This is a genomic window from Thermasporomyces composti (assembly GCF_003386795.1).
GTDB lineage: Bacteria > Actinomycetota > Actinomycetes > Propionibacteriales > Actinopolymorphaceae > Thermasporomyces > Thermasporomyces composti.
Window position 1 is genome coordinate 1774587 of record NZ_QTUC01000001.1, and the last position, 26231, is coordinate 1800817.

Annotated in this window: 25 protein-coding genes; 15 read left to right on the plus strand and 10 right to left on the minus strand. The window is 70.1% G+C overall.

The genetic code is table 11. From position 1 onward, the window contains the following. Nucleotides 1–10 precede the first annotated feature (10 nt). Nucleotides 11–901 (plus strand): NrfD/PsrC family molybdoenzyme membrane anchor subunit, encoded by an 891-nt coding sequence (nrfD, locus tag DFJ64_RS07765; protein ID WP_211310528.1) that lies wholly within the window; start codon nt 11–13, stop codon nt 899–901. A 72-nt stretch (nt 902–973) separates the two neighbouring features. Continuing rightward, a complete protein-coding gene (locus DFJ64_RS07770) occupies nt 974–1579 on the plus strand; it encodes a ParA family protein (RefSeq protein WP_115849850.1) in 606 nt (201 codons plus the stop codon). A gap of 30 nt (nt 1580–1609) precedes the next feature. Here the strand turns inward: DFJ64_RS07770 and DFJ64_RS07775 are convergent, their stop codons facing one another. Then, the gene (locus DFJ64_RS07775) at nt 1610–3010 is read right to left on the minus strand and encodes a sugar porter family MFS transporter (protein ID WP_115849851.1); all 1401 of its coding nucleotides are present in this window, start codon (nt 3008–3010) and stop codon (nt 1610–1612) included. A gap of 404 nt (nt 3011–3414) precedes the next feature. On the opposite strand from DFJ64_RS07775, the gene DFJ64_RS07780 reads away from it, so the two are divergent. From DFJ64_RS07780 to cbbX, 4 genes are all read left to right on the plus strand, one after another. Then, the gene (locus DFJ64_RS07780) at nt 3415–4944 is read left to right on the plus strand and encodes an LCP family protein (RefSeq protein WP_115849852.1); all 1530 of its coding nucleotides are present in this window, start codon (nt 3415–3417) and stop codon (nt 4942–4944) included. Nucleotides 4945–5038: 94 nt separating this feature from the next. Next, a complete protein-coding gene (locus DFJ64_RS07785) occupies nt 5039–6484 on the plus strand; it encodes a form I ribulose bisphosphate carboxylase large subunit (protein ID WP_115849853.1) in 1446 nt (481 codons plus the stop codon). A 32-nt stretch (nt 6485–6516) separates the two neighbouring features. Next, complete coding sequence (locus DFJ64_RS07790) at nt 6517–6996, plus strand: ribulose bisphosphate carboxylase small subunit (RefSeq protein WP_115849854.1); 480 nt, start codon at nt 6517–6519, stop codon at nt 6994–6996. A 127-nt stretch (nt 6997–7123) separates the two neighbouring features. Further along, a complete protein-coding gene (gene cbbX / locus DFJ64_RS07795) occupies nt 7124–8098 on the plus strand; it encodes a CbbX protein (protein ID WP_115851909.1) in 975 nt (324 codons plus the stop codon). 224 nt (nt 8099–8322) lie between these two features. On the opposite strand, the gene DFJ64_RS07800 is transcribed toward cbbX, so the two are convergent. Beyond that, nucleotides 8323–9246 carry a phosphoribulokinase gene (locus DFJ64_RS07800; protein ID WP_245941005.1) on the minus strand — a complete coding sequence of 308 codons (924 nt, stop codon included), beginning with the start codon at nt 9244–9246 and terminating at the stop codon, nt 8323–8325. Between the two features lie 240 nt (nt 9247–9486). Here DFJ64_RS07800 and DFJ64_RS07805 point away from each other — a divergent pair, with 240 nt between their 5' ends. Continuing rightward, complete coding sequence (locus DFJ64_RS07805; RefSeq protein WP_211310529.1) at nt 9487–10149, plus strand: response regulator; 663 nt, start codon at nt 9487–9489, stop codon at nt 10147–10149. Beyond that, nucleotides 10146–11324: a GAF domain-containing sensor histidine kinase gene (locus DFJ64_RS07810; protein ID WP_115849856.1), complete on the plus strand. Its 1179-nt coding sequence runs from the start codon at nt 10146–10148 to the stop codon at nt 11322–11324. The genes DFJ64_RS07805 and DFJ64_RS07810 overlap by 4 nt, the downstream gene beginning before the upstream one ends. Before the next feature lie 56 nt (nt 11325–11380). On the opposite strand, the gene DFJ64_RS07815 is transcribed toward DFJ64_RS07810, so the two are convergent. The 3 genes from DFJ64_RS07815 to DFJ64_RS07825 all read right to left on the minus strand — a co-directional run bounded on the left by DFJ64_RS07815 (nt 11381) and on the right by DFJ64_RS07825 (nt 12484). Then, nucleotides 11381–11761: a nitroreductase family deazaflavin-dependent oxidoreductase gene (locus DFJ64_RS07815; RefSeq protein WP_115849857.1), complete on the minus strand. Its 381-nt coding sequence runs from the start codon at nt 11759–11761 to the stop codon at nt 11381–11383. Nucleotides 11762–11818: 57 nt separating this feature from the next. Continuing rightward, nucleotides 11819–12181: a DUF488 domain-containing protein gene (locus DFJ64_RS07820; protein ID WP_115849858.1), complete on the minus strand. Its 363-nt coding sequence runs from the start codon at nt 12179–12181 to the stop codon at nt 11819–11821. A gap of 114 nt (nt 12182–12295) precedes the next feature. Next, nucleotides 12296–12484: a hypothetical protein gene (locus DFJ64_RS07825; RefSeq protein WP_115849859.1), complete on the minus strand. Its 189-nt coding sequence runs from the start codon at nt 12482–12484 to the stop codon at nt 12296–12298. An 87-nt stretch (nt 12485–12571) separates the two neighbouring features. Here DFJ64_RS07825 and DFJ64_RS07830 point away from each other — a divergent pair, with 87 nt between their 5' ends. After that, the gene (locus DFJ64_RS07830) at nt 12572–13756 is read left to right on the plus strand and encodes an MFS transporter (protein WP_147304633.1); all 1185 of its coding nucleotides are present in this window, start codon (nt 12572–12574) and stop codon (nt 13754–13756) included. Here DFJ64_RS07830 and DFJ64_RS19665 read toward each other — a convergent pair. Next, nucleotides 13719–15077, minus strand: coding sequence for an SRPBCC family protein (locus tag DFJ64_RS19665; protein ID WP_211310530.1), 1359 nt, complete (start codon nt 15075–15077; stop codon nt 13719–13721). The genes DFJ64_RS07830 and DFJ64_RS19665 overlap by 38 nt on opposite strands. 107 nt (nt 15078–15184) lie before the next feature. Between DFJ64_RS19665 and DFJ64_RS07840 the strand changes: the two genes are divergently transcribed. After that, nucleotides 15185–17242: a TPM domain-containing protein gene (locus DFJ64_RS07840; RefSeq protein WP_147304634.1), complete on the plus strand. Its 2058-nt coding sequence runs from the start codon at nt 15185–15187 to the stop codon at nt 17240–17242. Between the two features lie 40 nt (nt 17243–17282). On the opposite strand, the gene DFJ64_RS07845 is transcribed toward DFJ64_RS07840, so the two are convergent. Then, a complete protein-coding gene (locus DFJ64_RS07845; protein WP_115849862.1) occupies nt 17283–17693 on the minus strand; it encodes a ChaB family protein in 411 nt (136 codons plus the stop codon). Nucleotides 17694–17853: 160 nt separating this feature from the next. Here DFJ64_RS07845 and DFJ64_RS07850 point away from each other — a divergent pair, with 160 nt between their 5' ends. From DFJ64_RS07850 to DFJ64_RS07860, 3 genes are all read left to right on the plus strand, one after another. Next, a complete protein-coding gene (locus DFJ64_RS07850; RefSeq protein WP_211310531.1) occupies nt 17854–18216 on the plus strand; it encodes a hypothetical protein in 363 nt (120 codons plus the stop codon). Between the two features lie 119 nt (nt 18217–18335). Continuing rightward, complete coding sequence (locus DFJ64_RS07855; protein WP_115849863.1) at nt 18336–19238, plus strand: cobalamin-binding protein; 903 nt, start codon at nt 18336–18338, stop codon at nt 19236–19238. Nucleotides 19239–19240: 2 nt separating this feature from the next. After that, nucleotides 19241–19603 (plus strand): hydroxyisourate hydrolase, encoded by a 363-nt coding sequence (locus DFJ64_RS07860; protein WP_115849864.1) that lies wholly within the window; start codon nt 19241–19243, stop codon nt 19601–19603. A gap of 2 nt (nt 19604–19605) precedes the next feature. Here the strand turns inward: DFJ64_RS07860 and DFJ64_RS07865 are convergent, their stop codons facing one another. The 3 genes from DFJ64_RS07865 to DFJ64_RS07875 form a co-directional block, all read right to left on the minus strand. Then, entirely contained in the window at nt 19606–20187 is a 582-nt protein-coding gene (locus DFJ64_RS07865) for a hemerythrin domain-containing protein (RefSeq protein ID WP_115851912.1), read from the minus strand. A 72-nt stretch (nt 20188–20259) separates the two neighbouring features. Beyond that, nucleotides 20260–21462 (minus strand): hypothetical protein, encoded by a 1203-nt coding sequence (locus tag DFJ64_RS07870; RefSeq protein WP_115849865.1) that lies wholly within the window; start codon nt 21460–21462, stop codon nt 20260–20262. Nucleotides 21463–21621: 159 nt separating this feature from the next. After that, complete coding sequence (locus tag DFJ64_RS07875) at nt 21622–23142, minus strand: glycoside hydrolase family 76 protein (RefSeq protein WP_245941006.1); 1521 nt, start codon at nt 23140–23142, stop codon at nt 21622–21624. A gap of 235 nt (nt 23143–23377) precedes the next feature. Here DFJ64_RS07875 and DFJ64_RS07880 point away from each other — a divergent pair, with 235 nt between their 5' ends. Continuing rightward, entirely contained in the window at nt 23378–25105 is a 1728-nt protein-coding gene (locus DFJ64_RS07880; RefSeq protein ID WP_115849867.1) for an alkaline phosphatase D family protein, read from the plus strand. Between the two features lie 54 nt (nt 25106–25159). Then, nucleotides 25160–26146 carry a discoidin domain-containing protein gene (locus DFJ64_RS07885; RefSeq protein ID WP_147304635.1) on the plus strand — a complete coding sequence of 329 codons (987 nt, stop codon included), beginning with the start codon at nt 25160–25162 and terminating at the stop codon, nt 26144–26146. Nucleotides 26147–26231 lie beyond the last annotated feature (85 nt).

Sequence of the window (26231 nt, forward strand, 5' to 3'; positions counted from 1 at the left end):
GCGACCGACGGTGCCCCCTGCGACGTTCCGGTCCTACTACGGACGCCCGATCCTCAAGGAGCCGCCGTGGAAGGTTCCCGACGTCCCGCTCTACCTCTTCCTCGGCGGGTTGGCCGGAGCCTCCGCGTCCGCGGCGGCGTTGGCTGACCTGACCCGTCGGCCTGAGCTGGCCCGGGTCAGCCGGTACGCCGCGGCGGTGGCCTCCTCCTCCAGCGTCCTCGCCCTCATCCACGACCTGGGCCGGCCGCGGCGGTTCCTCAACATGCTGCGAGTCCTGAAGCCCACCTCGCCACTGTCGGTGGGATCGTGGATCCTGGCTCCCTTCTCCGCCGTCGCGGCCACAGCCGCGGCGTCCGAGCTGACGGGCGTCCTGCCTCGCTGGGGCCGCGCCGCCGGGATGGTCGCCGGCGTCCTGGGTCCGGCGATGTCCACCTACACCTCGGTGCTGCTCGCCAACACCGCGGTCCCGGCGTGGCACGAGTACTACCCGGAGCTGCCGTTCGCCTTCGGCGGGAGCGCGCTCGCCACCGCCGGCGGCGCCGCGCTGCTGGCCACGCCGCTCGCCGAGTCGGGCCCGGCGCGCCGGATGGCGGTCGTGGGCGCGGGCATGGAGCTGGCCGCACTCCGTCGCATCGAGCGTCGCGGCGGCATCGTCGGCGAGCCCTACCGGACCGGGTTGCCGCGTCGCCTGTTCACCGCGGGGCGGGCGCTCACCAGCGTCGGCGCGGGTCTGGCGCTGACGGGGCGGCGCACCCGAGCCGCGACGGTCGCGGCCGGCGTGGCGCTGCTCGCCGGAGGGCTGTGCATGCGCTTCGGCGTCTTCTACGCCGGGCGGGCCTCGGCTCGCGACCCCAAGTACGTCGTCCTCCCGCAGCGGGAGCGGCGCCGCCGGCACGCCTGAGCGGCGGACTCACCGACCCACTCGCCGGGTGAGGGCTGTCTTTCACCCTCCACGCGCGGTACGGTCACAGGCGTGATCGTGGTGACAGCTGCACTGAAGGGTGGGGTCGGCAAGACCACCACATCGGTCTACCTCGCCGCGCTCGCCGCCTCGGGCCGCCGCACGGCAACGCTCATCGACGCCGACCCGCAGGCCAGTGCCGCCGAGTGGGTCGAGAACGCGACCGACGAGCGGTTGCAGCGGATCCAGGTCATCGAGGCGCCGACCGAGCGGCTGTTGACGAAGGCGCTCGACAAGGCGGCGGCCGACGGTGTGGTCGTCGTCGACACTCCACCGGCGCACGAGCGTCTGCTGACCAAGGCGCTGAGCCGGGCGACGGTCGTGATCGTCCCGACGCGGGTCGGTGGGATCGAGACCTCGCGCGTGGAGGCGGTCCTCGACATCGTGCCGGAGACCACGCCGGCGGGCCTGGTCATCTGCTCAGCCCGGACCTATACGCGCAGCTACCAGGAGGCGCTCAACAACTGGATCCAGGCCGGGGTGCCGGTGTGGGGGACGGCACCGGAGCGCGTGGCGATCACCGCCGGTCCCCGCGGCCCACTCTGCCCCGACGGGCTGGAGGCCTACCGCAAGGTCTGGCGGCGGGCCCAGTACGCCGCGCGATCGGTCGCGGCCTAGACGTCCCATCGTCCCGCCACCCCACCAGCGTTACATCGCCTCCAGCTCCTTGCCCTTGGTCTCAGGCACCCGTCGCAGGACGAACAGGAACGACAGCGCCGCGAAGAACGTGTACAGGCCGTAGGCGAACGCCAGCCCCAGGTCCTGGAGGACGGGGAAGGTCGTGGAGACCACGAAGTTGGCGATCCACTGCGCGGCTACCGCGACGGCGAGCGCCTGGGCGCGGATCCGGTTGGCGAACATCTCCCCGAGCAGCACCCAGACGACCGGTCCCCAGCTGAGCCCGAAGAACACGACGAAGAGGTTGGCGGCGACCAGCGCCACCGGCCCCATGACCTCGCTCAGCATGGGCTCGCCGGCCACGATCGGGGCGGTCCCGAACGAGTACGCCAGCGCCCCCAGCGACACCGTCATCCCGGCCGACCCGATCAACAACAGAGGCTTCCGGCCGAGGCGGTCGATGGTGGCGATGGCGATGAGCGTGGTGACGATGTTCGTCACCGAGGTGATCACGGTGATCGCGAACGAGTCGCGCTCGCTGAAGCCAACCGCCTGCCAGAGCACCGTCGAGTAGTAGAAGATCACGTTGATGCCGACGAACTGCTGGAAGACCGACAGCAGGATGCCGACCCACACGATGGGAAGCAGGCCGAGCGTCGGCCCGCGCAGGTCCGCCATGCTGAGCCTGCGCTCGAGGGCGAGCGTCCGTCGGATCTCCTCGACCTTCGCGTCGACGTCACCCCCGATGTAGCGCATGGTCACGGCCTTCGCCTCGGCGGTGCGACCCTTGCCCACCAGGAAACGCGGTGACTCCGGGAGCTGCATGGCGAGCGTGCCGTAGGCGAGCGCCGGGACCATCAACGACAGCAGCATCCATCGCCACGCGGGCAAGCCGAACCACATGGGCTCGGCGGCGCCACCGGCGTAGGTGGCGAGCGCGAAGTCGATCAGCAAGGCGACGAAGATGCCGAAGACGATGGCGAGCTGCTGGAGCGACCCCAGTCGGCCTCGGATCCTCGCCGGGGAGATCTCCGCGATGTACGCCGGCGCGATGACCGACGCGGCTCCGACGCCCATGCCTCCGACGAACCGCCAGAACGCCAGGTCGTAGATCGAGAACGCCAGACCCGATCCCAGCCCGCTGACGAAGAACACCGCGGCCGCGATCACCATCACCCGGACCCGGCCCAAGCGGTTGGCCAGCGGCCCCGCGAACCACGCGCCGGTCGCCGAGCCGAGGAGCGCCGCGGCGACCGACAGCCCGAGCAGCAGGGACGAGGGGTCGAACGTCTCCCGGACTGCGCCGACCGCGCCGTTGATGACCGCCGTGTCGAACCCGAACAGGAAACCGCCGATCGCCGCCGTCCCGGCGACGAGAACGGTGCGTCCGGTGTCGGCTCGGTGCTCGGCGGGCAGGTCACCCAACGCCATACGGGCTCCATGCCCGCAGGCGGGAGCCTTCAGTCCGACGGCGGGAGCCCTGGTTCGACCCGTCGGCGGGAGGTTCGACACAGCCTGACACGTGCGGAGCCGTGGCGACTTCGCGGACAAGCGCACCGGGCCGGGACGGGTCGCCGGGAACGGGGTATGGGCACGGCTAGCACCGGCCGCCGACGTCGGCCACGTCCGGCGCGGCCACTCACCCCCCCGGCGGCTGTCCGGCGCGGCGACTGACGTTCTGGCGGACGGTGTCATCGCAGGCCACGAGCCACCGCAGGGCGGAAGACAGGGACACGCGCGTGCGCGCGTGCGGGGGGTGAGCGGGATTCGTACCAGGTCGAACGCCGAGGACACCGCTGCCACCGAGCCGACCACGTTCGGCCCGGGGGTGTGCGATGTCTAGGCCACCGGAGGAGTACGGAACCTGGTGGGGGACTCCACCACCGTCGGCTCGCCAGGAACCGCGGTCGTTCGCGAGAGCCCTGGGCTTGACCGTCCTTGGCGCCCTGGTGCCGGGCGCGGGGCTGTGGGCGGCGGGTCGACGCAAGCTCGGCCTGACGATTCTGGCGATCTTCGTGCTGCTGTGCGCGGGCGCGGTCTACCTCGCCACCCACGGGCGGCTGCTCGTCCTGCACTGGATCGTGCGACCAGAGGCGCTGAGCGTGATCGCGGCGGCCCTCCCGTTGCTCGGTGTGGCCTGGGCGCTAGTCGTCCTCACCACCTACCGCTCCCTGCGTCCGTCCACGACGTCCACGCTGGAACGAGTCACCGGCTACACCGTCGCGATCACGCTCGCCCTCGCGATCCTCGCGCCGTTGGCGGTCGGCGGTCGGTACGCGCTCGTGCAGAAGGACCTGATCGAGCACGTCTTCGCCGACACCGAGCCGGTGAGCGTGGCCGCGGCGACCACATCGACGCCGACTCCAGCCTCCGATGCGAGCCCGGGCTCCACAGCGAGCGCGTCCGCTTCCCCGTCTCCCTCGCCGCGTCCGGACCCGTGGAAGGGGCGGGATCGCGTCAACATCCTCCTGCTCGGAGGTGACGGCGGGCCCGACCGGGTGGGCATCCGCACCGACACCGTCATCCTGGCCAGCATCGACGTCCACACCGGCAACACGCTGCTGATCGGGCTGCCGCGCAACCTGAGCAAGATCCCCTTCCCACCCGACTCACCGCTGCGGAAGGCGTACCCGACCGGCAAGTACGAGGGCGAGGGCGACTACCTGGAGTGGATCCTGACGTCCATCTACGAGAACCTGCCCGCCGCGCACCCCGGCCTGCTGAAGGTGGCCAACCCTGGCGCGGAGGCGACCAAGCACGCGGTAGCGGGCGCTCTCAACCTCCCGGTGCACTACTACGTGCTCGTCAACCTCAAGGGGTTCGAGAAGCTGATCGACGCCATCGGCGGCATCACGGTCAACGTCAACCACCGGGTCGCCATCGGCGGGGTCGAGTCGGAGGGTCTGCGCCCCGGCGGGTGGATCGAGAAGGGCCCGAACCAGCACCTCGATGGACACAAAGCGCTGTGGTTCGCGCGCGGACGCTACGGAGCCGACGACTACCAGCGGATGGAACGCCAGCGTTGCGTGGTGAAGGCGATCATCGACCAGGTGGACCCGGTCACGTTCCTCACCAGGTTCGAGGCGATCGCCACCACCACCAAGGACTTGATCCTCACCGACATCCCGGCCGACCTGCTGCCCGCCCTCGTCGACTTGTCTCTCAAGGTGAAGCAGGCCGAAGTCAGCGCCCTCACGTTCACGAACAAGATCATCAAGACCTCGAACCCGGACTACGCGCTCATGCGCTCGATGGTGCGCAACGCCTTGGAAGGTGTCGGCTCTGGCGCGGTCGGAAAGTCGCAGCCGAGGTGGCAGGCCGACTCGCTGGACGAGGTGTGCGCGTACGCGCCGGAGGAGAGCTGACCCGGGCGGCGAGCGCCGCATAGTCGATCGACGCGCCGGGTAGGGCTGGCTGAGCACGAGAGCTGGCCGTCCGACGTGCCCACCAGGAGCGCGCATGACATCGAAAGAGACGATCGAGCGCTGGGGACCCGGCGTCATCCCCTACGCCGAGATGGGCTACTGGCAGCCGGACTACGAGCCCGCGCCGTCGGACATCCTCGCCGCGTTCCGTGTCACACCCCAACCGGGTGTGCCGCCCGAGGAGGCCGGAGCGGCGGTGGCCGGCGAGTCCTCCACGGCGACGTGGACGGTGGTGTGGACAGATCGGCTCACGTCGTACGAGACCTACCAGGGCAAGTGCTACCGGGTCGAGGCGGTTCCGGGGCGAGAGGGCGAGTACATCGCCTATATCGCCTACGACCTCGACCTGTTCGAGGAGGGATCCATCGCCAACCTCGCCTCCTCGATCATCGGCAACGTCTTCGGCTTCAAGGCTTTGAAGGCGTTGCGGCTGGAGGACATGCGGATCCCGCCGCACTACGCCAAGACCTTCCAGGGACCCGCCCACGGCATCGTCATGGAGCGGGAGTACCTCAACAAGTACGGCCGTCCTCTGCTGGGGGCGACCGTCAAACCCAAGCTGGGCTTGTCCGCACGGAACTACGGTCGGGTGGTCTACGAGGCCTTGCGGGGTGGTCTCGACTTCACCAAGGACGACGAGAACATCAACTCCCAACCCTTCATGCGCTGGCGCGACCGCTTCCTGTATTGCATGGAGGCGGTCAACCGGGCCGAGGCGGAGACGGGTGAGATCAAGGGCCACTACCTCAACGTCACCGCCGCGACGATGGAGGACATGTACGAGCGGGCCGACTTCGCCCGAGAGCTCGGCAGCGTCATCGTCATGGTCGACCTCACCGTCGGCTACACCGCGATCCAGTCGATGGCGAGGTGGGCCCGCCGCAACGGTGTCCTGCTCCACCTGCACCGCGCCGGCCACTCCACCTACACCCGGCAGAAGACCCACGGGGTGAGCTTTCGCGTCATCGCCAAGTGGATGCGCCTGGCCGGCGTCGACCACCTCCACGCCGGGACGGTGGTCGGCAAGCTGGAGGGAGATCCGCACTCGGTCGCCGGGTACTACGACACGCTGCGTCTCCCGTACGTCGAGCCGGACCCGGTCAACGGGCTGCTCTTCGAGCAGGACTGGGCGTCCCTGCCCGGGGTCATGCCGGTGGCGTCCGGAGGCATCCACGCCGGCCAGATGCACCAGCTGCTCCACTACCTCGGCGAGGACGTCGTGCTGCAGTTCGGCGGCGGGACGATCGGGCACCCGATGGGGATCGCCGCTGGCGCCACCGCGAACCGGGTCGCCCTCGAGGCGATGATCAAGGCGCGCAACGAGGGTCGGGACGTCCTCGCCGAGGGACCCGACATCCTGCGGGCCGCCGCACGGCACAGCCGCGAGCTTGACGTCGCCCTGTCCACGTGGGGCGACGTCACCTTCACCTACGAGTCGACCGACACGCCCGACGTCGTCGAGACGCCGACGTCGACGTGAGGCCGTCGCCCGCCGCCACACGAGGGGGACCGATGCGGATCACCCAGGGCACCTTCTCCTACCTGCCCGACCTCAGCGACGAGGAGATCGCCCAGCAGGTCCAGTACGCGCTGGACAACGGCTGGGCGATCTCGATCGAGTTCACCGACGACCCCCACCCGCGTAACCACTACTGGGACATGTGGGGTCTGCCGATGTTCGACCTCACCGACGCGTCCGCGGTGGTGTACGAGGTGAACCAGTGCCGAGCGGCCTACCCCCAGCGCTACATCCGGGTCAACGCCTACGACGCGCGCCACGACCGACAGACGACGGCGCTGTCCTTCATCGTCCATCGGCCTGACCACGAGCCGGGCTTCCGGCTGGAGCGGGGGGAGCACATCGACCGCCGGCTGCGCTACACGATCCACCCCTACGCCACGGACCGGCCGCCCGGGGAGCGCTACGGCTTCACCTCCGGTGACGGGCACCCGCGTCCGCCGCGCCAGCGCGGCCGGCGGCCGGCGTCCTAGGCCCTGTCTCAGAACCGATGCCGTCCTCGGAACCGATGTCCTCCTCGAAACCGATGCCGTCGCCGACCATGACCTCTCCTCGACCGCGATGACCAGCGGCTCGCGAACCCCTCCGCGGGGTTTCCGCATGCCCACGCCGGGCCGGCCACACCCCGAGCCGCCGGCACCCGAGCCGGGAACGGCGGAGGCCGCAGCGTCTCCGGACTCGGCAGATCCCCCGCTGCCGCCCGACGCCACCGTCGACCTCGCCGCCGAACGGCAGGCTTCCGGAATCGACGAGATCCTCGACACCCTCGACCGGGAACTGGTCGGGCTCCAGCAGGTCAAGACCCGCATCCGTGAGATCGCCGCTCTCCTGCTCGTCGACCGGGTTCGTCGGCGCTTCCGGCTGACCTCGTCCCGACCGAGCCTCCACATGTCGTTCACCGGCAGCCCAGGAACCGGCAAGACCACGGTGGCGCTGCGGATGGCGGAGCTGCTCCACCGGCTGGGGTGTATCGAGCGTGGCCACCTGGTGGCGGTGACCAGGGACGACCTGGTGGGCCAGTACGTCGGGCACACCGCCCCCAAGACCAAGGAGGTCCTCAAGCGGGCGATGGGCGGGGTGCTGTTCATCGACGAGGCGTACTACCTCTACCGGGCCGAGAACGAGCGGGACTACGGGCAGGAGGCGATCGAGATCCTGCTCCAGGTCATGGAGAACGAGCGCGACAACCTGGTGGTGATCCTCGCCGGCTACAAGGACCGCATGGAGTCGTTCTTCGCCTCCAACCCGGGAATCAGCTCGCGCATCGCCCACCACCTGCACTTCGCCGACTACAGCCTGGACGAGCTGATGGCGATCGCGCGGCTCATGCTGGATCGGGACAACTACCGCCTCTCGGGGGCGGCGGAGCAGACGTTCCGCGAGTACTTGGCCCGTCGGATGCGGCAGCCCAGGTTCGCCAACGCGCGCAGCGTGCGGAACGCGCTGGAACGCGCGCGGCTCCGGCACGCGAACCGACTGCTCGCCGCCTCGGGTCGGACGTGGAGCCGCGACGACCTCATGCGGTTCGAGCCGGAGGACTTCCTCGCCAGTCGCGTCTTCACCGGCGGGGTGTGACCCGGCCCCGTCCCCAGCACGCGCCGAACGCCCGAGACTCAAAGCGACCAGGCTCAGAGCGCCCCGAAGTCAGACCAACGCAGACCTCGAACGACGCGGACCCGGAGTGGCCGAGCACCTCGACCCGACACGGGTCCAGAAAGGTTGGTGGGCACCGGGGAACCGGCGCCCAGCCCGAGTGTGACAGCTCGACACGTCCAGGTCAACAGTGCGCGAACAGCCGACTACGTCGCGCGCAGGAGATGGTCGAGGACGACGAGCTGGGTGATGGCCAGCGACTCACTCCGGCGGCCATTGCCCACGTCGCCCAACGTCGCCACCGGGTCGCCGTCGCCCAGCCCGAGCCGAGACCAGATCGCCTTCTGGACCATACGACTCTCCTCGCGCGGGGCGTAGCCGTGGACGTGGAGCGCGTCGACAGGGATGCCGTCCTCGTCGCGGATCAACCGGAGCTGGACGGTCCGCTGCCCGATCTCGGCGAGCAGCCCGCGCAGGCCCGTGTGACGCACGGTGGGCCGAAGCATGAGCTCCACCGAGAGCGGCGAGTTCGACGTGTCGTCGTGGCCCTCCGCCGGCGCGAACCGGACCACGATGTCGGCGTGCGCGCGTTGCGGCCGGATGAACTGCGCCGACTCCGGCTCCCGGCGTTCCAGCTCGGCGAGCACCTGGTCGACGGTGTAGCCCCGTTTGCGGACGTCCCGGCTCACCTTCCACTCCCGACGGATGCGCTCGGGAGGGTCGAGGTAGACGGCGATGTCGAAGCAGGCTCGGGTCAGCTTCGAGTACAGCGGCAACAGTCCTTCGACGATGACGAACTCCCGTGGCTCGACCAGCTCCGGTCGGGTGAGCTGACCGGTGTCGTGGTCGTACACCGGCTTGAGGATCGGCTGTCCCGTCGCGAGGAGCTGCAGGTGCTGCTCCATGATCTCGACGTAGTTGCACCGCGGGTGCAACGCCGTGAACGGCAGCCCCTTGCGCTCTTGCCGGTCGTACCGGTGGTAGTCGTCGACACAGATCGTCGTCACACGTGACGCGCCCAGGGCCGCGGCGATCCCCTTCGTCAAGGTGGTCTTGCCCGCCGCGCTGTCGCCGGCGATCGCGACCATGACGGGACGCCGGGCCGACGAGTGATCGCGGGTCCGTTCCATCCGGATCACCTTGTGCGGCATGGTCGCCCCCCTCGGTGGACACGTCACTGCCCTCGACACTGCCCTCGACGATCCCCTCGTCCCGACCGTAGGCGCTCGTCGGCGATCTCGGATCCCCCGGGCGGGGGTCACCGCGGGGGAGGACGAATCCGCCACGAACCCATGCAAACGACCGCCACGGCGCGGCTCGCTGTCCGACAACCGCCCACTCCGTCCGGCCGACGCTCCTACCCTCGACCCATGGGGACGCAGCCGCTGCGCCTGGTCATGGTCGACGACCACGAAATGGTGCTGGAAGGGCTGAAAGCTCTCCTTGCGCGCTTTCCGGGCCGGGTTCGCGTGGTCGGGCAGGCGGTGAGCGCCGACGAGGCGGAGCCGCTCGTCGCCGCCCTCGACCCTGACGTCGTGGTGTCCGACGTTCGTCTACGCGGATCCGCCAGCGGGCTCGACCTGTGCCGGCGACTCGTCGAAGCCAACCCGGACCGACGCGTCGTCCTGCTCAGCGCCTACGACGACGAGCAGTACCTCTTCCAAGCGCTACGCGCCGGTGCCGCCGGCTACCTGCTGAAGTCCATCGACCGGGAGGAGCTGGTGCGCCAGCTGGAACGCGCGGCCAAGGGCGAGACCGTGGTCGACCCGACCATGGCCGGACGGGCGGCGGCCTCCGCGGCCCGGCTCCAGGCCGGCGAGTTCTGGCCCGGCGCCCACTTGAGCCTCACCCAGCGGGAGAGCGAGGTGCTCGGCTTCCTCGTCGCCGGCCTGTCGAACCGCGCCATCGCGAGCAAGCTCGTCCTCGCCGAGGAGACGGTGAAGAGCCATGTCCGGGCGATCTTCCGCAAGCTCGAGGTCAACGACCGCGCCGGCGCGGTCGCGGTGGCGCTGCGGGAAGGGCTCTACCAGTGACCGCCCGTGCCCTCGGGCTGGCCGACGCGGCCGCCGAGAACGCCCTTCTCGTCGGCATCATCGAGGCGATCTCGGCCGGCCCCGAGCTCGAGGTCCTCGCGGCGAAAGTGGCGCCTCTCATCGTGGCGGCCACCGACACCGACGCCTGCTGCGTCCACGTGCTCGACGACACCGAGCGGTCTCTCACGCTCGTGGGCGCTACCCCGCCCCTGGACCGTCAGGTCGGCGAGGTCCATCTCCACCTCGGCGAAGGCGTGACCGGCAAGGCGGCCAGTCGCCAGGAGCCGGTCGTCGCGACCGCCGAGGCCGGCCACGGTCACTCCACCATGCCGCTCGGCGAGGAGCACAGCTGCCTGGCGGTTCCCATGACCACAGCGCCCGGCGGCCTGGTCGGCGTCCTGACCGTCTACACCCGCACGCGTCGGGTGTTCACCGACGACGACATCCGGCTCTTGACGACCATCGGCCGCCTGCTCGCGGGCGCGGTCCACCAGGCCCGCCTCCACCGTCGACTCCTGGCGCGTGAGCGCGCCTACGAACGGTTCACCGAGCAAGCCATCGCCGCCCAGGAGGTGGAACGCCGCCGGCTCGCCGCCGACATTCACGACGGCATCACGCAGCGACTGTGCAGCCTGCGCTTCCACCTGGACGCGGCCAGCGACGCCCTCACCGAGGACCCACCGTTCGCCTCGCGGCAGCTGGCGCTGGCCCGGGAGCTCGCCGACCTGACCCTCGACGAGGCGCGGGCCGCGATCACGAACCTACGGCCACCGGTTCTGGACGACCTCGGGCTCGCCGACAGCCTCGCCAGCCTGGCCCGGTCGATCCCGGGCGTCACGGTCCTCGTCGACGTCGAGGAATGCCTGCTTCCCGAGCACGTCGAGATCGCGCTCTACCGCATCGCCCAGGAGGCGTTGCAGAACGTCGTCAAGCACGCCGACGCCACACGGGTGCGCGTTCACCTGCGCCGCGACCCGTCCGAGGTGCTGCTGGAAGTCAGCGACGACGGGCGCGGCATCGACGACGGGGTACCAGCCACCGTCGAGGACCGGTCCCCCGGCGGCTACGGCATGACGAGCATGACCGAACGAGCCGAGCTCATCGGAGGTCGACTCGACGTCCGCTCCCGGCCCGGGATCGGTACCACCGTGACCGCCCGCATCCCGGTGTCCTGAGCGGCACCGAGGCACTGGCACCGGCGTTGCCCGAGGCCCGCTGACGCCTCGAGGTCTCAGTCGGCCTCGGTGAGGTAGAGGAAGTGGGACGCGTCGATGAGCCGCAAGACCTGCCGGACCACGAGCGGCATGGGCCGTCGGCTCTCGTCGTGGACGACCCGGGGATCGCGCAGGCGGACCGTCCGACCCCGGGTGGTGAGCTCACACTCTCCCGCCGCCAGGACGTTCTTCACCCAGTCGGCGTCGGGTCCGTAGGTCAAGGCCACCACGTAGCCGTCCGGCGTCCGGAACACGTTGAGCGGCGTCCGGTAGCGATGTCCGGAACGCCGGCCGACGTGGGTGAGGACGCCGAAGCCCGGGAGCCAGGGCGCGACGTGGCCGAGGACACGGTTGGTCGCCCGCCGATTGAAGCGCGCCACACGCCTGCTGAGCACCATGAGAGCAGCCACCTCGGTCGTCACGCTGGAACCGGCCGTGGGCGAGCTGACCGCGTGTCAGCCCTGCTCCCGCAGCAGCTCCACGAGCACGGCCGCCTGGCTGCGCTCGAGATCCCTGCTCGCGGTCAGCAAGGTCAGGGTGTCCTGTTCGGCGAGCTCGCGCAAGCGTGCGAGCCCCGCCCGACCGGTCGCCGTGCCGAGCTCGGCGGTGTACCGGCGCTTGAACTCGTCGAACCTCTCCGGCTTGTGGCCGTACCACATGCGCAGTTCATGCGAGGGCGCGACGTCCTTCTCCCAGGAGTGCAGATTGGCGTCCTCCTTGGTGAGGCCCCGCGGCCAGATGCGGTCGACCAGCACGCGGAAGCCATCGTCGTCGGAGACGGGATCGTAGACCCGGCGACACCGCACCTCGCGCACCATGGACCGCCCCCTCGCGTCGACGTGTCATCGTCGTCCAGATTCCCCGGTCGGGCACTCCGGACACCCCGCGAGGTGTGTGGACGGCTGGAGCGAGAGAGATGGCGTGAAGATCGACTACTCGTCGTCGGTCTCGTCCCAGCGCTCGACGATGTAGCGGATGGCTCCGCAGCTGCGGCAATGGGTCTCGTCGGCCTCGGGATCGGCCCAGGAGTGCGCGGTCTGACAGGCGACCGGAACGTAGCGAGGCGCCTGAACGACCTCACGCCGAACAGCGGACGTGACAGGTTGCCGATCTTCAGGCATGCCCGGAGCATAGCGCCGACACGTGAGGGCGGAAAGGGTTTCGTCACCCCCTGCGGAGATCGCCAGCGCGGCGCCTAAGCTCGCGGGGTGCGTCGACTGCTTGTCGTGGTCAGCGTCGTGGTCTTCGTCGACGCGATGCTCTACGGCGTCCTCGCGCCGCTCGTACACGGCTACGCCCACGACTTCGCGTTGTCCAAGACCGGCGCCGGCCTGCTCGTCGCGGCGTTCGGCACTGGCGCGTTCGCCGGTGGCATCCCCGGTGGGCTCGCGGCCCAGCGGTGGGGGCCGAAACGCACCGTGCTGCTCGGGCTCGGTTTGATGGCGTTCGCCAGTTTGGCGTTCGCGATCGCCGGCGACCCGTGGACGCTTGGCGTCTCGCGGTTCGCACAAGGCATGTCGAGCAGCACCACGTGGGCCGGCGCCCTCGCCTGGCTCACCGTGCTGACCTCACGCGATCGCCGCGGGCAGGTGCTGGGCACGGTGTTCGGGACGGCCGTCTTCGGGGCGATCCTGGGCCCCATGGTCGGGGCGGCGGCCGACCTGATCGGTATTCGCCCGTCCTTCCTCGTGATGACCGGGCTCGCGCTCGTCCTGCTCGTGAGCGCCGCCGCGATGCCGGCTGCGCCGGTCGAGCGCCAACGGCCGGGCGCGCTCGCCCAGGCCGCGCGTGACTACGCGTTCCTCGCCGGCCTGTGGTTCAACACGCTGCCCGCGCTGTTGTTCGGGACCGCCACCTTGCTGGTGCCGCTCGCGCTCGGTGACGCGGGCTTCACGCCGTTCGGGATCGGCGCGGTCTTCCTGTGTGCGGGGATGCTGGAGTCGGCGCTCAACCCGATCGTGGGCCGGCTCAGCGACCGGTATGGACGCTTCCGCCCCGCGCGGGTGGCGCTCGCCGCCTCGGCGGTCGTGGCCACCGCCTTGGCGTTCACGTCCGAGCCGTTCGTGCTCGCCGCTCTCATGTGCGCGGCGTCGCTCACGTTCGGCGGCTTCTACACCCCCGGGATGGCGCTGGTCTCGGACCGGGCCGAGCACGTCGGGCTGGCTCAAGGACTGGCCTTCGGGGTCATGAACTCGGCGTGGGCACTCGGTAACCTCGCCGGCCCCGCGCTCGGCGGCACCGCCGCCGAACGGTGGGGCGACGCCACGCCCTACCTGGCGGGCGCCGTCCTCTGCCTCCTCACGTTGGTGGCCGCGCAGCGACTGCGAGGGACGCGACCCACGCCGCGGACCCCGGTCAGCGTGGCGACCCCGCCGGGCCGCCAGGCTCCTTGAGGATCGGGAAGAGGTACCGGTCGGTGATGTGGTTCAGCACTCGCCGCGCCTGACGGAAGCGGTCAGCGACGTCCGCCACGACATCGAGGTGCACGGTGCGGAACGGCGCCAACTCGTACGCGCGCCGATACCAGCGAGCGCCGAGGTGCTCGAAGAGCTCCACGGCGGGCATGGTGACCATCCGCTCCCGTTCCTCCCCGGGACCCACACCGGACAACCGCAGCAACCGGCTCGCGTCGATCGGACCGAGGGCGTGCTGCTGGACGTACTCGGGGAAGACCCCGGAGAGGAAGAGGGCGACGTCACCCAGTCGGCGGTAGATTCCGGGGCGCTCGGCGTCGCTCACCGCCTCCAGCAGACCCGCCAGCCGTACCGGATCCAGCTCGCTGAACCGTCGCCACCGCCAGCCTCGTCCGGTGCGGACCCGGTAGCGGCCGCTGGCCACCCGGGTGAACGACGCGAGCAGCTCCGCCAGCAGGAACCTGCGCGCCGGCGAGCTGAGGAAGTCGACCAGCTGCGGGGCGTCGAACACCGGCACCGTCTGGCGCGGCGCGGTGCGCTCCAGGACGTAGTTCATCGACGAGAGCTCGTCGGCCGACCGGTGCACGACGAGCGCGAAGACGAGGAACGGCGACACGTCGAGGAGCTGCCCCGACGCGGTGACCCGCGTGCCGAAGACCGCCTCGAAGACGGCCGGGTCGGAGAGAAGTCGCGGAATCGCGGTCGGATCACGGCGCAGGTCGTCGACTGCCACCCGGCCACCCGACGTTCTGGCGAGCAGCTCGAGGTCCGTGGTGGTCAGGTGGTCCGCGTAGGAGACGCCAAGACCGTCCACAAAAACCACAGTACGACGGCACCGGCGCAGCGGAACCCGGTTCTCAGCTCCCGGCCCCTCCTGTGCCGAACCGCTCAACCGCCGCAGCGCCAGGGTGAAGAACGGCGTGGCGGCCCGGGCGGCCACGCGTCCCACCACCGCCGGAAGCCGTCCGAGGGCGGTGAGCTCCTCCTGCCAGGTGAGCCGGCAGCGGTCGGGCCCCAGCGGCTCGATCGTGAACGTCCCGGTCCCTCGCAACACCGCCCCGTCGTGCCGGATCACGCAGCGGGTGGGCGGCTCCCAGACGACCACCTCCATGGGGTCGACCACCCGAAACGGTCCGAGGCCGGTGACCGCCTCCAGACGCGTTCCTCGCCCGTGCCGAGGACCGGGCAGGACCCGCACCGTCGTCCCGGGCATCCACTGCCCCTGGGCCTCCCAGTCGACGAGACGCGCCCAGACCTCGCTCGCCTTCGCCCGGATCGTCCGGCTCGTTCGGATTCGCACGCCGGTACCGTACCTGTCGGACACAAAAGAAGGGCGTCTCCCATGGTGAGACGACCGGGTCGCCGCGTAGGGTGGGGCCGCTCAGGATCACGGGGGAGGTGCTCGCCATGCGGCTCACGAGACCGACGACGCTAGCCTTGGCCGGCCTCGCTCTGACGGTGGGAGCGGTCGCCGCCCCGACGGCCTTGGCGGCGCCGTCTGCCGCCCCGACGGCCATGGGCGCGGCCGCCTCCGCCACGGGAGCGGACGCACGCACCGCCGCGCCCCTGGACTCCTGCGACGCTCTCCTCGTGGACTCGGCGGGCGTCCTCTCCGCCGAGGAAGCTCGACGGGTCACCGAGGCCGCGCGTTCGTTCCGCAGCGAGACGGCCTTCGAGGTCCGGATCCGCATCCTCACCCAGCAGGAGGCGCCGTCTCTCGAGTCGTGGATGGACGCACAGGAGGCGGCCTGCCCGACCTGGCTGGCCGCCGACGGTGGGTTCCGCAGCAACCTCGTGGTCTTGGCGTTCACCACCGACTCTCCCACCGACACCGGTGAGACCGGGCTCTACTACGGCGCCCAGATGCCCTCGGACATGGACCAGGCCTGGCCGCGCATCCTGGCCGACGAGATCAATCCCGCGATCAGGGACGGCGACTGGGACCGCGGCATCACGTCCGGCCTCACCGCGGTGGAGCGGGCCATCAACCCACCCTCGAGGTCGGGGCAGTTCGCCGTCGTGGTCGCCGCGCTGGTTGTGGTCCTCGTCGGCCTGGTCGGCGGGGGCGTCGCGGTCGGGCGGCGGCGCCGTCGACGCCAGCTCGCCGAGCGCTTCGCGGCCGCGACGGCGAAGCTGGACGAGCTGACGCTGCCCCTGGACGACCAACTCCAGCTGCTGCGCCGCGACACGGAGCTGCTGCGCGAGGCCGTCGCCGACGAGGAGGAGACCCGGGGGGTCGCACCGGCGGAGCGCCTGCTCCGCGAGGGTGACCGGATCCTGCACCAACGCTCGGAGCTGTCCATCGGTCGCGACCGTGTGCTCGAGGACCGCGACCTCGCGGCGGTCGAGCGAGCGGTCTCCGCGTGGGAGGAGCTGGCCTCGTCGGCGGCGACGCTCATGGAGAAGCTGACCGCCGAGCAGCGTCGCCTCGCCGACCTCGTCGGCCGGCTGCAGACGGTGCGGGAACGCGCGCGGGACGTCCCGCGGCTCGCCGAGAAGGTCGCGGCGGCGGCGGACGCCGGGGAACGCGACGGCTTCGTCGTCACGACGGAGCGGTCGGTTCTCGACACCGTGGGCGAGCGGCTCGCCGAGATCGACCGCCTCGCCGCCGAGCGACGTCTGCTCAGCGCCGACGAGCGGCTCACGGCGCTGGTCGACGACCTCACGTCGGCGCACAAGCAGTTGACCCGGCTCCGGCGGCGTCGAGCGGCACTCACCACGCTGGTCGGGAAGCTCCAGGAGGCCACCGCGAAGGTGTCGGACCTGGCCGAGGAGGCCGCCGCCGCCTTGGCGGAGCTTCAGACAGGTTACGCGCCGAGCCTGTGGACCGACGCCGCGACATTCGTCAGCGCCGGCCGCGAGCGGTTGGCAAGTGCGCGGGAGCGGGCGAGCGCCGCGGAGTCCGCGCTCGCGGCCGGTGACCTCGGTACCGGGGAGCGCCACGCCGAGGCCTGGCGGATGGACGTCCGCCACGCACGCCGCGTGTTCACCCGCGTGATCAAGCGACTGGGCCGCGTGCGTCAGCTCCGCGACGCCGTGCCCCGCAAGCACGCCGACGTGGCCGCCCGCCTCGACCGCCTCCAGACGATCGTCTCCACCCCCGACGTCAACGGCAGCCTGCGCGCCAAGGCCGCGACTCTGACCTCGGAGCTGAAGGCGCTCGACATCCATGCCGAGCAACCTGACTGGATCACGCTGAACCGGCAGCTCACGGCTCTCCGCTCACGGGTTGACGCGGCCGTGCGGGAGGCGACCCGAGCGCGCGCCGAGGCCGAGCGCCGCCACCGCGAGGCGTACCTGCGCACCCGGCCCAGGCGAACAACGGGCTTCTCCTTCTCAGGCGGCACCAGCCGTTTCTCAGGCGGCACCAGCCGTGGCGCCCGTCTCCGCTCGAGCACAGGCCGACACGGCGGCTCGGTCTCCCGGAGCTCGCGCGGCCGCCGTGGTGGCTCGGCCCGCCGGTGACGTGGACGCGTGCGGCCGAACGTACACACGGGCGGCCTGATCAGCCGCGACGGCGGCGGGCCGCGGTCCGGCGGCCGCTCTCGCGTTGCAGCGCCTCCACCAGCTGTCGCTTGGTCATCCGCGACCGGCCGGGTATGTGCAGCTGCTGGGCTCGCTGGTAGAGGTGCGCCTTGCTGGCGTTGGCGTCGACGCCTCCCGCCGTGGCGCGCGACCGGCGGGAGCTCGGCGTCCTGCGCTGCGCCTGCGGGTCGGATGGACCCGCCGACGCCTTGGGCTCCCAGTGGTCGCCGACCTTCTCGAACTCGTGCTTGAGCGCCGCGTAGGCGGTCCGATGGGCTCGTTGACCCTCGCCGTACGTCTTGACGGCCGAGTCGTGCGCTTTCGTCCAGATGTCCTGCGCTCGCTTCGAGGATCGCAGGAGGGTCGACGGCAGCTCCTGTCGAGCCGGCATGTGACACCGCCTCCTTGGTCGTCGTTGCGCGGTGTACTCCCGCCCCGTACCCGGGTCATTCCGCTTGACACGTCCGGCCCGGCACATCGCCGGTGTCCGACCTGGGCCCAGGCTCACCGTTTGGGCGAGACGCGGCGGACCACCGTTCGACGTCCAGCGCGTGGCCCATGACCTGACGGGTACGGGTCTCGCCAAGACGGAGCAGCGGCTCGCGAAGGGGGAGGTCATGTCCCAGGAGGAGTACCCGGGCCAGACCCTCGTGACGAAGGACCACGACGTCATCAGGCAGTGGGGAGAAGAGCGGAACGCCGTGCCCGCGACCGTGCCGGGCAGCCGGCACGGCGACCACGTGGGCGTCCTTCGCTTCGACTTCCCCGGTTACGGCGGTGAACGCCTGGAGCACATCTCGTGGGACGAGTGGTTCCGCACGTTCGACGAGCGGAACCTGGAGTTCGTCTACCAGGAGCACCGCAGCGGCGGTGAGCCGAGCAACTTCTTCCTCGTGCGCAGCGCCGAGCAGTGACGACGCCCTGCCGGCTGTCCGCGTCGGCCACGGGCGGCGGCTCGAGGGCCGCGGCTCGCCGGCGCGGTGTTCACCGGCCGGCGGAAGCCCAGTAGCCTGCGCCGGGTGGGGTGCACGCCATGAGGATCGTGTCGCTGTTGCCGTCCGCCACCGAGATCCTCTTCGCGCTCGGCGCTGGCGACGACGTGGTCGGGGTGACCTTCGAGTGTGACTATCCCCCGGAGGCGCGCAGCCGGAGGATCGTGTCCACCAGCGCCCTGCCGGAGGGCCTCACCCCGGCGGAGATCGACGCCGCGGTGTCGGAGAGGCTGGCGGCCGGCGAGGACCTCTACCACCTCGACCGTGGCGCCCTCGAGGGCCTCGACCCGGACCTGATCGTCACGCAGGACCTGTGCGCGGTGTGCGCGGTCGACGTCTCGGTGGTGGACGACGCCCTCGCCTTCCTCGGATGCCAGGCGAAGGTCCTCACCCTCGACCCGCAGAACCTCGACCAGGTGCTCGCCTCGATCATCCAGCTCGGCGAGGCGGTAGGGCGACAGGACACCGCCGAGTCGCTCGTCGCGCAGCTTCGGGCACGTCTGGACACGGTCGCCGCAGCGGTGCGCGGACGCCGGCCGGTCCGCACCATGGTGCTCGAGTGGACCGAACCGCCGTTCGCGCCTGGCCATTGGATCCCGGACATGGTCGCGATGGCGGGCGGGACACCTGTCCTGGGCGTATCCGGTGAACGCTCCGAACGCGTCTCCTGGGACGCGGTGGCGGCCGCCGACCCCGAGCTCATCGTCTGCGCGCCCTGCGGATACGACCTCGCCGCGTCGGTGCGCCTGGCCGAAGCCGTCGTGGCCGCCGGTGTCCTGCCACCGACGGTGCCGGTGTGGGCGGTGGACGCCAACGCGTCCTTCGCCCGGCCCGGGCCGCGCCTCGTGGACGGCGTGGAGGCGCTGGCGGCCGTGCTGCACCCGGACGCCGGGCTCCCGGTGAACCAGCGACTGGCCCGGCAGGTACGTCCCGGGGTGACGTGACGATGAGCGTCTCGTCGCGAGTGGTCGACGCGACAAGCGGCGCACCGGCGGTCGGCGTGGCGGTCAGCTTGTGGGAGTCAGCCGCGATCGAGGGCGAGGCGCCGGCCGAGGGGGCGTGGACTCTGCTGTCGCAGGGTCACAGCCAAGCCGATGGAACCGTCGAGAGCTGGGCGGTGCGCCAGGGCATCTATCGGCTGGTGTTCGCGATCGGCGCCTGGTGGGCCCAATGCGGCATGCCGACGGTCTACCCCGAGGCCGTCGTCACGTTCAGCGTGACGGACCCTGGTACGCACTGCCACGTGACGCTCCTGGTGAGCCCGTACGCCTACACCGCCACCGTCACCACCGAACGTCCGGTCGAGTGACCTCAGCCGCCGCCCCACACCTTGCGGACCATGTCGCGGGCACGGTCCACCACCGCGGCCACCGGGCCGAACAGCAGGTTCCTCCCGCCGGTCTCCACGCCCGGGTGCGGACGGGTCGGCGCGGTCGCCTCCGCCGCCTTGAGCGCCTTGGCCATCGTCGCCCGTTGCTTGGCGTTCGTCGACCGCTGCAGGTGGATGAACTCGTAGCGTTCCTCCGCCCGGGCGTGGGCCATGACAGCGGTCCGCAACGCCAGCAGCTCGGGGAGAAAGCGGGGATCGGACGGATCCATGCGATCCAACCTGCTCAACCGTTCCTTGGCGTCCCGTTCCTCCCGGAGGCGATCCTCGACGACGCCTTCCCCACCGTCGAAGGCGCGACGAGCGTAGGGATGGACGACTTCTTCCTCCGCTGTCTCGTGGATCGACAGCAGACGCACGAGCCGCCGAAAGGCGTCCACCCGCGCCTCGCCGGTGCTGGCCTCGACCTCGTCGAACAGGTTGCGAATCTCGCCGTGTTGCCGTACCAGGAGCGCCACCACGTCCTCGGTGGAGCCGGGAACGTCCGCTGCGGGCCGGTCACTCATCTCGTCCTCCGCGTCCAAGGTGCCCGAAGACCTCGCGACTTCGGACCGTCATGTCGTCGACCATCGAGGACCTCAGTGCGGCGCACGCAACGACGCGACCGGGTGCTCGCCCTCGCTCTGGACGCGGTAGTCGCGCCCGAACATCTCGCGGTGGTCCTCGATGACCTGCTCACTCGGCACGAGCCCGTCGCCGTTGACCCGCTGCTGCATCGCCTGGAAGCGCTCGTGGGCCTCACGCACGTAGCCGGCGCCCAGCGTGGTGATGTCGATCTGCGTGTCGAGCAGGTTGCGGATGAAGGCCTTGTTCGACTCGAACGTCACCGGTCTCGGCAGCTCCGGGGCGACGACCTCGGCCGCCTCGCGCCCGTCGTGCCGGCGCATCAGGTCGGCGGCGATCCGCAAGTGCTCCAGCTCCATGTTCAGGTGAAGCTCCCAGATCGACTTCACCTTCGGATCGGTCTCCTGCTCCATGAAGCTGTAGTACATGTAGCACTCGTTGTACTCGTGGTTGACGAGCTGCTCCCACCAGGTCTCGCCCGGGTCCACCAGCGACTCGTAGTGGGTGACGTGCTCCTCCTCGATCATGCCGATCTCTTGGTAGAGCTGACGCGCGATGGGCTCCATGTACATGGGGCCGACGTTCATGTAGAAGTTCATCGTCTGCTGCTCGGTCGCCATGATGGTGAGCGCGTGCAGCTTCGACAGGGGGTTGGTCGACGCGCGGTCGTAAGGGTCGCGAACGTTGTCGACCGGGTCCCGGTGCTGGAACTTGGTCGGGCGGCCCGGCATGACCTCGGTGAGGTTGTCGACGATCGACTCCGCCTTGCGGTGCTCGATCATCTCGTACAGGTTCGCGTAGCGGTACAGGTGATCGAAGTCCTCGAGTACGCCGAACTCGTACGCCTGCCTGAGGTAGGGGTCCGGCTCCATGCGAGCCACCCAGGCGGTCAGGTCGGAGGCCACTTGCTCGTAGGCGATCGCGGTCTCCAGGACGGACGAAAGACCCGGGAGAAGCCAGTTGACCACCCGCTGCTGCTGCGCCTCGATGTAGCGGGTGCGCGCCAATTCCCGGCGGACGTCACTGTCCATGCAATGCCGAGCCAGATTGTGGCTGAAGAAAACGGCCTCGGTCTCGATGCCGTTCATGGTGATGATCCGGCACCGCGTGTAGGGGTCACAGTGGTCGGGATCGATCGGTGTCACGTTGAGCTCGCGCCAATTCCGCACCTGCTGTTCGAGCGGAATTCCACGCTCCTCCAGGGGATTGAACGACATGAAAGACCTCCCGTCCCTCCCCAGCTGGATACCCGACGCTTCGTCAGCAGGAAACAGGAGCTCTGAGGAGGGGGAAACACCGGGAGGCCGCGATTCGACGGCGGTCCCGCGATTCAGGATCCGCCCGACCGTCGGTCGGTCCGTGAAAACGCGACGCTCTCACGTCCGCCTGACGATGGGCGGCCGTGGCCCACCCAGACCGCGCAGCGGGGCAAGCTGAGCCTCGGCACCGCTTTGCTGGGTGGCGGCGCTGAGACCGACGATCGGCCCGGCCCAGCACAGGCCGTACTGGTCGAACCGGTTCCGGGCGTGGAGGTACGACTCGGTGGCCTGGTGACGCAGGTACCGCTGGTAGGGCCGACCGACGAGGGCGGCGTTCAGCTCGCCGAGGTTGCGCACGTAGACGCCCTTGAACGTGGGTCCGTCCGCGCCACACGAGGGCTCGCACGGCTCGGTGAGCACACCCTGGGGGTTGAGGAACTCGCTCGTCGTCGAGGCGTCCGCGAGCTCGCGGGCGCGCGCCAGGTAGCTGTCGTCGCCGGTGGCCCACGCCAACTCGGTCAGCGCCCCGAGGATGATGCCCTGGTTGTACGTCCACGTCGTCTGGCCGTTGTTCTGGCACGTTTCGCTGCTCAGACCGTCGTTGACGAGGTTCTCCGCGTTGATCATCCCGCTGGCCTCGAACCACCGCCAGATCTCGAGGGCGCGCTGCAGGTACTCCGTGTCGCCGGGGATGCGGTTGTGCAGGCTCGCGGCGACCTTGATGAACAGCTCGTTGGTGACCGCGTTCTTGTAGCGCTGGTGGATGTTCCACACGAGGCCGCCGCCGCAGACGTCGTCGCGGCTGGCCCACATGTAGTCGGCGTCGTACTTCGCCGTCTCCAGGTAGCGCGGATCACCGGTGAGGTCGTACGCCCTGATCCACGCCAGCGCCCACCACCCGGTGTCGTCGATGTAGTCGTTGGTGAAGTTTCCGCCCTGGGCGTCGAGGTTCTTCTCGTAGGTGTTGGCGATGATCCATTCGTGCCGCCGGTCGCCGGTGACGAGCATGTAGTCGATGACCGCGGTGAGTGCGTTGGCGGAGTTCCACCAGCCGGTCGTCTTCCACAGACCGGTGTCGGCGTCGTACAGCTTCACCAGCGCGTCGATCGCCCGCGTGGCAGGTCTGCCGGTGCCCGACGGCGTCTCCACGCCGATCCACGCGGTACATACCACGTCGTCGCGGTTGCCGGCCTTGCCGCACGCGCGCAGGACGGCGTCGCGACCGGTCGCCTGATCCTCCAGGGAGGACAGCAGGGTGCTCGTGCCGCGTTGCCCGGCGGGGATCGTGGTGTAGCCGAGCCGCTCCTCCGCGATGGTCTCCCCACCGTCGAACGAGCGGTCCAGCCACACCTCGTCGGTGGGGTCACCGTTGCCGATCGTCGCCCACCCCGCCGCGTCACGGTCGGAGATGTGCAGCTCGATGGAGCGGCCGAAGATCGTCGCACCGTCGGCGAGTCGGTTCTCCGTCGCCAGCTCCACTGGCGCGCCATCGCAGACCGTGCCGCAGATGGCGTTCCCCGGTGCCCGCTCGTTCACTGTCGTCACCTCCGCGGACGCGGACGCCGGCAGAACGCTCATCGCCAGCAGACTCGCGGCCACCGTCACCGCGGCGCGCATTCCTCGCGGCACCTCGCCCATGGACGTCTCCCCCGACGGAAGCAAAACTTTGCTGTGGAAACATCCCATGGGACAGAACCGCCGACAAGGCGAACGCCGAAACTGGCCTGACGCGATCTAGCCCGAAATTGGCCGTCCAATTTCATTCCTCAGATGTTCATGTTCCCTTCGTTCTTTCCTAGCCTTACGCGCGCCACGATCACGGTGGAGAAGCCCACTTCGGGCGGTTGAGCCACAACGTGGGAGGAGCAGGCGGATGCGCGACGAGCTGGTGGGTCGACGGATTCGACAGCAGCTGCTCGCGGGAGACCTGGATCGCCGGAAGTTCATGGCGGTCACCGCGGCGAGCACGGTCGCTCTTGTCCTCGGAAAAGGGCCGTACACCACGCGGACGATGAACTCCGGACGTTTCTCGGACTACCCGTTCACGCTGGGCGTGGCGTCGGGCGACCCGCTGCCGGACGGCGTGGTGCTGTGGACCCGTCTGGCGCCTGACCCGCTCGCTGAGGGCGGCCACGGCGGCATGCCCGACGCTCGCGTTCCCGTGCAGTGGGAGGTGGCCGAGGACGAGAACTTCCGCAGGGTCGTACGCCGGGGAACCGCGTCGGCGTACCCGGAGCTGGCCCACTCCGTCCACGTCGAGGTGTCCGGGCTGAAGCCGAACCGCTGGTACTACTACCGCTTCCGGGCACGGGGTGAGATCAGCCCGGTCGGGCGCACCAAGACCACACCCGCCTACGGCGCGGCGGTCGACCAGCTTCGCTTCGCGTTCGCCTCGTGCCAGCGGTACACCGACGGCTACTACACCGCCTACCAGCACATGGCGCAGGAGGACCTGGACTTCGTCCTCCACCTCGGTGATTACATCTACGAGTACGGCGTCGAGATGAACGGCGGCGCACGCAACCTGCCCGACCTGCTGCCGGACTACCTCATCCCCGAGGCCGTCACGCTCGACCGCTACCGCCTCCAGTACGCCCTCTACAAGCTCGACCCCAACCTCCAGGCCACGCACCAGGCGTTCCCGTTCATCGTCACCTGGGACGACCACGAGGTCGAGAACAACTACGCCGGCCTGGTGCCGGAGGAGGGCAGCCAGACGCCGACGCTGGAGGAGTTCCTGGTGAGGCGCGCGAACGCCTACCGCGCCTACTACGAGCACATGCCGCTGCGTCGGAGCTCGATGCCCAGCGGCCCGGACATGCAGCTCTACCGCCGCCTGTCGTTCGGCTCGCTCATCGACTTCCACGTGCTCGACACCCGGCAGTACCGCGATGACCAGGCGGCCGGCGACGGCACCAAGCCGCCGAACGACGAGAGCCTGGACCCGACGCGGACGGCCACCGGCGAGGAGCAGGAACGATGGCTTCTCGACAGTTTGTCGGCCTCGCAGGCGACTTGGAAGGTGCTGGCGCAGCAGATCTTCTTCTCCCAGCGCGACTTCGCCGCCGGGGACGAGCTGTCGTTCAGCATGGACGGGTGGGACGGCTACGCCGGCCAGCGCGACCGACTGCTCCGAGAGTTCGCCGACCTAGGGGTCAACCCGGTCGTGCTCACCGGCGACGTCCACGCCAACTACGCGTCGGACGTGAAGCTGAACTTCTCCGACCCGAACTCGCCGACCATCGGCGTGGAGTTCGTCGGGACGTCGATCGCGTCCGGACAGAACGGGTCCGACAGCACGTCGACCGGTGACCGCATCCTGGCGGAGAACCCCCACATCAAGTTCTTCAACGGACAGCGGGGTTACGTCCGCTGCACGGTGACACCTGACCTCTGGCAGTCCGACTACCGGGTCGTGCCGTACATCACCGAACCCGGTGCGGACATCTTCACCCGAGCGTCCTTCGTCACCGAGGCTGCCAACCCAGGCTTGCAGGTCGCCTCTCTGCGCTCGGTGCCATCGCGTCCGGAGTCGGAGTTCGAGACCGATGCCGAGCGCTTCGAGCGAGAGCGACGCGACGGGCGCGGCCCGACGGCCTAGTCACACGTGTCCCTCGCGCACCCGCACCCACGACCGTGCAAAGGAGCGACGACCATGCGCACTCTTCCCGGCCCCGTCCCCTCCGGGAGCGGGCGGCCCGAGGACGGTGTGGCCTCCGGACGTTTCCGGCGCTTGAGCAGGAAGGTCTTGCTCGCGGTGCCAGCCGCCTTCTCCTTGGTGCTGGCGGCGCACACGACCGCTCCGGTTCCGGCCGCCGTCGCGGCCGGGCATCCGGCCTCGGCTCCCGCCGCCAAGCCCACGATCGTGCTCTCCACCGAACCGGAGGTGCTGGAGACTCGGCAGTGTCTGACCGAGCTGCCGCGCGTGCAGCTGACGAACACATCCGGCCAAGGCGCGTTCGCCGACATCTCCATCACCCCCGAGGAGCCGCTGTGGTCGGCGAACACCCGCGTCTCCACGTACGTGCCGGCCGGCAGTACCGTCTCCGTCCCTGTCCAGATCTACGTCCCTGAGCAAACCCCGGACGGTGAGTACGACCTACGCTTCCAGGTGATCCGCTCGACGCCCTCGATCGCGCTGGAACCGGCACTCGCGTCCCGCAAGGGCGTCGTCCTCACCGTCACCGTGGCGTCGGCCCCCGGCCGGGACTGCGTACCGCCGAGCGGGATGACCGTGACGGCCTCCAGCTCGCAGGAACCGTTCAACGCGCCGACGTACGCGATTGACGGCCGAACGGCGACGATCTGGCACACGCACTGGTCGCCGGACCGCACCTACCTGCCGCAGTGGATCACGTTCGACTTGGGCGGCACCTACGACGTCGTGGAGCTGTCGTACCAGCCGCGCACCGAGGGCAACCTCAACGGCACCATCACCGCCTACACCGTGCTCGCCAGCACCGATGGGGAGACGTTCACCGAAGTGACGAGCGGCACGTGGGACGCCGACAGAACTCGCAAGACAGCGGAGTTCCACGCGCCCGGCGCCCGATACATCCGACTGCTGGCGACCGAGGGTGTCTCCGACTACGCCTCGGCCGCGGAGATCGCTCTCTTCGGTCAGCAAACCTCGGGGAGCTAGCCGAAACGCCCGGACGACACCCGCGACCGACCGATACGGTCGACACGAGCGGCCAGGAAGGGGCGGGCCACATTGGACCGCCCCT